The organism is Actinomadura logoneensis, from assembly GCF_003428695.1.
GTDB classification, from domain to species: domain Bacteria; phylum Actinomycetota; class Actinomycetes; order Streptosporangiales; family Streptosporangiaceae; genus Spirillospora; species Spirillospora logoneensis.
This window is the reverse complement of sequence record NZ_QURH01000152.1, coordinates 1-7,870: the sequence shown is the minus strand read 5'-3', so window position 1 is coordinate 7,870 and position 7,870 is coordinate 1. Positions and strand designations below refer to the sequence as shown.

Annotated in this window: 8 protein-coding genes; all 8 read right to left on the bottom strand. The window is 71.3% G+C overall.

The annotated features are described in order from the left end of the window. Positions 1–127: 127 nt before the first annotated feature. The gene (gene sufU, locus DZF91_RS08025) at positions 128–586 is read right to left on the bottom strand and encodes a Fe-S cluster assembly sulfur transfer protein SufU (protein WP_117356849.1); all 459 of its coding nucleotides are present in this window, start codon (positions 584–586) and stop codon (positions 128–130) included. Between the two features lie 52 nt (positions 587–638). Further along, positions 639–1,901 carry a cysteine desulfurase gene (locus tag DZF91_RS08020; RefSeq protein ID WP_117356848.1) on the bottom strand — a complete coding sequence of 421 codons (1,263 nt, stop codon included), beginning with the start codon at positions 1,899–1,901 and terminating at the stop codon, positions 639–641. Beyond that, complete coding sequence (gene sufC, locus DZF91_RS08015) at positions 1,898–2,665, bottom strand: Fe-S cluster assembly ATPase SufC (RefSeq protein WP_117356847.1); 768 nt, start codon at positions 2,663–2,665, stop codon at positions 1,898–1,900. The genes DZF91_RS08020 and sufC overlap by 4 nt, the downstream gene beginning before the upstream one ends. 11 nt (positions 2,666–2,676) lie before the next feature. Continuing rightward, entirely contained in the window at positions 2,677–2,994 is a 318-nt protein-coding gene (locus tag DZF91_RS08010) for a bifunctional 3-phenylpropionate/cinnamic acid dioxygenase ferredoxin subunit (RefSeq protein WP_117356846.1), read from the bottom strand. Beyond that, positions 2,991–4,145, bottom strand: coding sequence for a Fe-S cluster assembly protein SufD (gene sufD, locus DZF91_RS08005; protein ID WP_117356845.1), 1,155 nt, complete (start codon positions 4,143–4,145; stop codon positions 2,991–2,993). The genes DZF91_RS08010 and sufD overlap by 4 nt, the downstream gene beginning before the upstream one ends. Beyond that, positions 4,145–5,557, bottom strand: a complete 1,413-nt coding sequence (gene sufB, locus DZF91_RS08000; protein WP_117356844.1) for a Fe-S cluster assembly protein SufB — start codon at positions 5,555–5,557, stop codon at positions 4,145–4,147. The genes sufD and sufB overlap by 1 nt, the downstream gene beginning before the upstream one ends. Next, positions 5,554–6,372, bottom strand: a complete 819-nt coding sequence (locus tag DZF91_RS07995) for a helix-turn-helix transcriptional regulator (RefSeq protein ID WP_117356843.1) — start codon at positions 6,370–6,372, stop codon at positions 5,554–5,556. Before DZF91_RS07995 ends, sufB begins: the two co-directional genes overlap by 4 nt. A gap of 42 nt (positions 6,373–6,414) precedes the next feature. Further along, positions 6,415–7,870 (bottom strand): APC family permease (locus DZF91_RS07990; protein WP_199486492.1); only part of this gene is annotated, 1,456 nt, incomplete at its 5' end.

Genomic DNA, 7,870 nt, shown 5'->3' with positions numbered 1-7,870 from the left:
GGCGCGGCCTCCCCGGCTCCGGCCTCGGCCGGGGCCTGGGCCGCGTCGTCCGCGGCCTGGACTCCGGTCTCGGCCGGGGTCTCGGCCGCGTCCACGGCCGGGTTCTCGGTTCCGGTGGCGTTCTCGCTCATGCTGCCTCTCCCAGGGCGCGGGCGGTCGCGTCCTTGAACGCCATCCAGGCGAGCAGGGCGCACTTGATCCGGGCGGGGTACTTGGACACCCCGGCGAAGGCGATGGCGTCCTCCAGGACGTCCTCGTCCAGGTCGACGTCCTGGCCGCGCGACTGCATCAGCGCGAGGAACTCCTCGCCGACGCCCATCGCCTCCTTGACGGACTTTCCGATGACCAGGTCGGTCATCACCGACGCGCTGGCCTGGCTGATCGAGCAGCCCATGGCGTCGTACGAGACGTCCGCGACGACCGCGTCCCGGCCCGCGCCGTCCAGGTGGACGCGCACCGTCGCCTCGTCCCCGCAGGTCGGGTTGACGTGGTGCGCCTCGCCCTCGAACGGCTCCCGCAGCCCCTTGTTGTGGGGGTTGCGGTAATGGTCCAGGATGACCTCCTGGTACATCGCCTCAAGCTGCATGGCTTCCGTTTCCTCGTGAGGGGCCTTCGACGTCCTTCAACGGCCCGTTGCGTCAGGCTGTTCCGAAGAACTTCTGCGCCTGCCGGATGCCGTCGGCGAGGGCGTCGACGTCCGCCAGGGTGTTGTGCACGTAGAAGGACGCCCGGGTGGTGGCGGGGATGCCGAACCGGCGGCAGATCGGCTTGGCGCAGTGGTGCCCGACGCGGACCTCCACGCCCAGCTCGTCCAGCACCTGGCCGACGTCGTGCGGATGGATCTCCTCCACCGTGAACGACACCGCCCCGCCGCGCGCCTCGGTCGTGCCCGGGCCGATCACCCGCACGCCCGCGATCTCGCCGAGCCGCTCCAGCGCGTACCCGGTGAGCGCGACCTCGTGCGCATGGACGTTCTCCATGCCGAGGTCCGACAGGTAGTCGACCGCCGCGCCGAGCGCCACGGCCTGCGCCACGTTCGGCGACCCGGCCTCGAACCGCTGCGGCGGCGGCATGAAGGTGGTGCCCTCCATCGTGACGGTCTCGATCATCGAGCCGCCGGTGATGAACGGGGGCATCGCCTCCAGGAGCTCGCCGCGGCCCCACAGCACGCCGACCCCGGTCGGGCCGAGCATCTTGTGGCCCGAGAACGCCAGGAAGTCCGCGCCGAGGGACGCCACGTCCACCGGCATGTGCGGCACCGACTGGGCGGCGTCCAGCACCACCAGCGCGCCGACCTGCCGGGCCTTCGCGGCGATCAGCTCGATCGGCGGGACGGTGCCGAGCACGTTCGACTGGTGCGTGAGCGCGACCAGGCGGGTGCGCTCGTTGACCAGCGAGTCGAGCTCGGACAGGTCCAGCCGGCCCTCGTCGGTGATGCCGAACCAGCGCAGCGTCGCCCCGGTGCGGCGGCAGAGCTGCTGCCACGGGACGAGGTTGGCGTGGTGCTCCATCTCGGTGACGAGGATCTCGTCGCCGGGACCGACCCTGAACCGCTCCGCCTCGGGTCCGGAGGTGGCGGCGTTGCTCATCGCGTACGCCACCAGGTTGATCGCCTCGGTCGCGTTCTTGGTGAACACGATCTCCCCCGGGACGGCGCCGACGAACCGCGCGACCTTCTCCCGCGCGGCCTCGAACGCGTCGGTGGCCTCCTCGGCGAGCAGGTGCGCGCCGCGGTGCACGGCCGCGTTGTGCCGCTCGTAGAACTCCCGCTCGGCGTCCAGCACCTGGACGGGCTTCTGCGAGGTCGCCCCGGAGTCCAGGTAGACCAGGGGGTTCCCGCCCCGGACCGTCCGCTGGAGGAGGGGGAAGTCCTTCTTGATCTCCTCCGGAAGCAGTGTCATGCGGACGCGCCCGCCTTCACGTACTTCTCGTAGCCCTCGTTCTCCAGCACGTCGGCCAGCTCCGGGCCGCCCTGCTCGACGATCCGGCCGCCCGCGAACACGTGCACGAAGTCGGGCTTCACGTACCGCAGGATGCGGGTGTAGTGCGTGATCAGCAGGACGCCGGTCTCCGGGTCGCCGTCGTGGAACCGGTTGATGCCCTCGGAGACGACCTTCAGGGCGTCCACGTCCAGGCCGGAGTCGGTCTCGTCCAGCACCGCGATCTTCGGCTTGAGCATCTCCAGCTGGAGGATCTCGTGCCGCTTCTTCTCGCCGCCGGAGAAGCCCTCGTTCAGCGAGCGCTGCGCGAACGCCGGGTCGATGGACAGCGCGTCCATCGCGGCCTTGGTCTCCTTGGCGAACTCGCGCAGCTTCGGCGCCTCGCCGCGGACGGCGGTGACGGCCGAGCGCAGGAAGTTCGACACCGAGACGCCCGGCACCTCCACGGGGTACTGCATCGCGAGGAACAGGCCGGCGCGGGCGCGCTCGTCCACGCTCATCGCCAGGACGTCCTCGCCGTCCAGGGTGACCGCGCCGGAGGTGACGGTGTACTTCGGGTGGCCCGCGACCGCGTAGGCGAGCGTGGACTTGCCGGACCCGTTCGGGCCCATGATCGCGTGCGTCTCGCCCGCCTTCACGGTCAGGTCGACGCCGCGCAGGATCTCCTTCGCGGACTCGCCGTCCCCCACGGAGACGTGCAGGTCGCGGATCTCAAGGGTGGCCATATCAGTGTTTCCTAGTCCTCGGAGTCGAGCGAGACGTAGACGTCGCCGTCCTCGACCTTGACCTTGTAGGTGGCGACGGGCTGCGTCGCGGGCGGGTTGGTGGGCTTGCCGGTCCGCAGGTCGAAGCAGGACCCGTGCAGCCAGCACTCGATCGTCCCGTTGTAGACCTCGCCCTCGGAGAGCGAGACCTCGGCGTGCGAGCAGATGTCGCTGACCGCGAACACCTCCTCGCCGGTGCGCACCACCGCGACCGGGGTGTCGTCCACCTCGACGGCGAGCGCGCCGTCGGCCGGGACCTCCGCCAGCGGGCAGACCCTCACGAAGCTCATCGGACCGGCTCCGCCTCTCGGGCCGGGGCCCGGTCCAGCTCGGCCTCGATCGCGGCGGCGACCTTCTCGCGGACCTCGTCGACCTCGATGCGGTCGACGAGCTGGCCGAGGAAGCCGCGCACCACCATGCGCCGGGCCTGGTCGAACGGGATGCCGCGCGCCTGCAGGTAGAACAGGTGCTCGTCGTCCAGCCGCCCGGACGCCGAGGCGTGCCCCGCGCCGGCGACCTCGCCGGTCAGGATCTCCAGGTTCGGCACCGAGTCGACCCGCGTCCCGTCGGTGAGGACGAGGTTGCGGTTCAGCTCGTAGGTGTCGGTGCCCTCGGCCTCGGCCCGGATGATCACGTCGCCGATCCAGACCGCATGGGCGTCCTGGTCCTGCAGCGCGCCGCGGTAGTCCACCCGGCTGCGGCAGGTCGGGACGGCGTGGTCGACCAGCAGCCGGTGCTCCAGGTGCTGGCCGCCGTCCACGAAGTACACGCCGTACAGCTCGGCGTCGCCGCCGCGCTCGGCGTACTCGACCGACGGGGAGACCCGCACCAGGTCGCCGCCCAGGCTGATGTTGTGCGAGGTGAAGCGGGCGTCGCGGCCCAGCCTCGCGTGCTGCCGCGCGACGTGCACGGCGTCGTCCGCCCAGTCCTGCAGGCTGATCACCGACAGCGAGGCGCTGTCGCCGACGACGAACTCCACGTTCTCGGCGTAGACGGCCGAACCGCGGCCCGTCAGCACGACCGTGGCCTTGGCGAACGGCTCCACGATCACGGTGGTGTGCCCGTACGCCGCGCCGGACGCGTCCTCGCCGTTGCGCCGGATGACGACGGGCTCGACGGCCTCGAGCTCCTTCGGCACGGTCACGACGGTCGCCTCGGTGAAGGACGACCACGCCTGGGCGCTGACCCGGTCGGAGGGCACGAACGCCCTGCCGATCCGCTCGTCGTCGCGGCCCACGGTCTCGACCGTGACCCCGGCCGGGGCCTCGACCTCGGAGATGATCTTGCCCGACGCGTCGGCCGTGCCGTTGTGCAGGCCCTTCAGGCGGCGCAGCGGGGTGAACCGCCACTCCTCCTCGCGTCCGGTCGGCACCTCGAAGTCGGCGACCTCGTAGGACGCCTTCTCGTGCAGCGTCGCGAGAGGCTTGGTGTCGAGCCCCATCAGCCGACGGCTCCTTCCATCTGCAGCTCGATGAGCCGGTTCAGCTCGAGCGCGTACTCCATCGGCAGCTCGCGCGCGATGGGCTCGACGAACCCGCGCACGATCATCGCCATCGCCTCGTCCTCGGTGAGGCCGCGGCTCATCAGGTAGAACAGCTGGTCCTCGGACACCTTGGAGACGGTGGCCTCGTGGCCCATCTCCACGTCGTCCTCGCGGACGTCGACGTACGGGTAGGTGTCGGACCGGGAGATCTGGTCGACCAGCAGCGCGTCGCACTTGACGGTGGACTTGCTGTGCTCGGCGCCCTCCTGGATCTGCACCAGGCCGCGGTAGGACGTCCGGCCGCCGCCGCGCGCCACCGACTTCGACACGATCGTCGAGGAGGTGTTCGGCGCGGCGTGCACCATCTTGGCGCCCGCGTCCTGGTGCTGGCCCTCGCCGGCGAAGGCGATCGACAGGGTCTCGCCCTTGGCGTGCTCGCCCAGCAGGTAGACGGCCGGGTACTTCATGGTGACCTTGGAGCCGATGTTGCCGTCGATCCACTCCATGGTCGCGCCCTCGTAGGCGACGGCGCGCTTGGTGACCAGGTTGAAAACGTTGTTCGACCAGTTCTGGATGGTCGTGTAGCGGACGCGGGCGTCCTTCTTCACGACGATCTCCACGACGGCCGAGTGCAGCGAGTCCGACTTGTAGATCGGCGCGGTGCAGCCCTCGACGTAGTGCACGTAGGAGCCCTCGTCCGCGATGATCAGCGTCCGCTCGAACTGGCCCATGTTCTCGGTGTTGATCCGGAAGTAGGCCTGCAGCGGGATCTCCACGTGGACGCCCGGCGGGACGTAGATGAACGAGCCGCCGGACCAGACCGCGGTGTTCAGCGCGGCGAACTTGTTGTCGCCGACCGGGATCACCGAGCCGAAGTACTCCTGGAAGATCTCCGGGTGCTCCTTGAGGCCGGTGTCGGTGTCGAGGAAGATGACACCCTTCTCCTCGAGGTCGTCCCGGATCTTGTGGTAGACGACCTCCGACTCGTACTGCGCGGCGACGCCCGCGATGAGGCGCTGCTTCTCCGCCTCCGGGATGCCGAGCTTGTCGTAGGTGTTCTTGATGTCCTCGGGGAGGTCCTCCCAGGAGGCGGCCTGCTTCTCGGTGGAGCGGACGAAGTACTTGATGTTGTCGAAGTCGATCTCCGACAGGTCCGACCCCCAGCCGGGCATCGGCTTCTTGTCGAACAGCCGCAGCCCCTTCAGCCGCAGGTCGAGCATCCAGTCGGGCTCGCCCTTCTTGGCCGAGATGTCGCGGACGACGTCCTCGTTCAGCCCGCGGCGCGCCGAGGCCCCGGCGGTGTCGGGGTCGGCCCAACCGAACTTGTACCTGTCGAGCCCTTCCAGCTCGGGGTGGGCAGCCGTAGTCATAGGGAGGACCCTCCGGTCTCCTCGTCACTGGTGTTCTGAACGTCGGCCCTGGCCGCCTCGCAGAGGGACCGGGAGCTGACGTGGGTGGTGCAGACGCCGTCGCCGTGGGCGATGGTGGCCAGCCGCTGGACGGGGGTGCCCAGCAGGCGGCTGAACGCCTCGGTCTCGGCCTCGCACAGCTGCGGGAACTCCGCGGCGACGTGCGCGACCGGGCAGTGGTGCTGGCAGAGCTGCTCGCCGCCGTTCTGCTGCGGCGCCTTGCCCGCGGCGGCGGCGTAGCCGTCGGCGGACAGGGCCTCGGCCAGGCGCCGGACCCGCTGCTGCGGGGGCGCCCCCTGGACGACCGGGTGGTAGCGTCGCTCGAGGTCGGCGATCTGCCGCCGGGCGAACTCCGCCACCGCCTGCTCCCCCGCCCGCTCGGCGAGGAAGCGCAGAGCGCTGGTGGCCAGGTCGTCGTAGGCGTGGACGAACGCGCTGCGGCCGGCGTCGGTGATGGCGAACCACTTGGCCGGCCGGCCGCGGCCGCGATGCGCCGGACGGCGGTCGCGGCGGACCTCGATCATGCCCTCGGTGACGAGGGCGTCCAGGTGCCGGCGGATCGCGGCGGGCGTCAGGCCCATCCGCTCCCCCAGCGTGGAGGCGGTGATCGGGCCGTGCTCGAGAATGAGCCGCGCGACGCGCGCGCGGGTGTCGCGCTCGCCGCTCGGCGGTACCGACGGCACGCCGACGGGCCGCCCGGGGGCGGCCTCGGCGCTGGTCGGCGTCTCGCTCACGTTTTTCACAACATCAGTGTGCCGTAATTCCTTCCCGGCCATCAACCGTTCGCCGGTGCGGTCAGTCACGCAGGCAAGGCTTACCTAACCCACATCCGAGCCGTCCGGCGAGGTGGCCGCCAGGCTCCCCGGCGCCGGCTCCGCCTCCCGTCCGAGGGCGGCCCGCGCCGCCCGCCAGCGCATGTACACGAACACCGGGATCGCCGTGAAGAGCAGCAGGACGCCCTGGTAGACGGCCTCGTAGCCGGCTCCGGCGCAGAGCCAGATCGTGAACGCGACGGCGATCGCGCTGACGACCACGTCCCGGATGAACCGGACCATGGCCTCCGGCCGTCCCGCCGGCCCGTGGTCGGCGAGCAGCCAGAGCAGGTGCGCGGCGGCCGAGAAGACGTAGGGGACGCAGGCGGTGAAGGTGGTGAGCAGCGCGAGCGCCGTGAACGCCGCCTGCAGGCCGCCGGTGTAGTTCGCGAGCGTGATCAGGGACGCGAGCCCCCCGGCCGCGACCAGGCCGACCCACGGCACGCCCCACCGGTTCCGGCGCAGGAACATCACCGGCACGCCCCACCGGTTCCGGCGCAGGAACATCACCGGGAACAGGGCGTCCCGGGCGGCGGCGTACGGCATCCGCGCGCTGATCAGCGTCCAGCCGACGAGCGTCCCCGCGCCGGAGATCACCGCGGCGACCGCCATCGCCTCGTCGGCGCCGCTCCAGCCCCGGACCATCGCCGAGGCGGCGTCCGCGTAGGGGGCCGTGGAGTGCGCCAGCTCACCATGCGGGACCAGCCCGAAGACCGCGATGGTGCCGACCACGTAGACGACGGCCGCGGCGACGGTCCCGATGACGGTCGCGCGCATGACGTTGCGGCGGGCGTCGTGCACCTCCTCGGCGGCGACCGTCGCCGACTCCACGCCCAGGAAGCTGAACATCAGCACGGCGGCGGACGCCGACAGCGCGCCCAGCGGACCGCCGTGCACCACGAACGGCCCGAAGTTCGCCTTCTTCATGAAGAACAGCCCGACGACGGCGACCAGCAGCAGCGGGACGAACTTCAGCACCGTCGTGACCACCGCGATCACACCCGCGCCGTGCACTCCCGCCAGGTTGACGAGGACGGCCGCCCAGAGCGCGCCCATGGTCACCAGCAGCGACGGGCCGCGGCCGTGCAGCGGGACGAGCACGTCCACGTAGCCCGCCCAGGCGACGACCAGCGCCGCGTTGCTGGCCCAGGTGGTGATCCAGTAGGACCAGGCGGTGAGGAAGCCGGTGAGCTCGCCGAACGCGTCGCGGGCGTAGACGTAGGGGCCGCCGGTGTGCGGGAGCCTCCGGGCGAGCCAGCCGAAGACCACGGCGAGCAGGACGGAGCACACCCCGACGACCCCGAACGCGACGATGCCGACCGTCCCGTAGCCGGCGATCGCGGCGGGGAGCTGGAAGACGCCGACGCCGATGACGTTGCCCATGACCAGCGCGGTCGCCGCGGGCAGCCCGAGGCCGCGGCGGGGCCTCGGCTCGCCCGCCGCGGCGCCGGCCATGACGGCG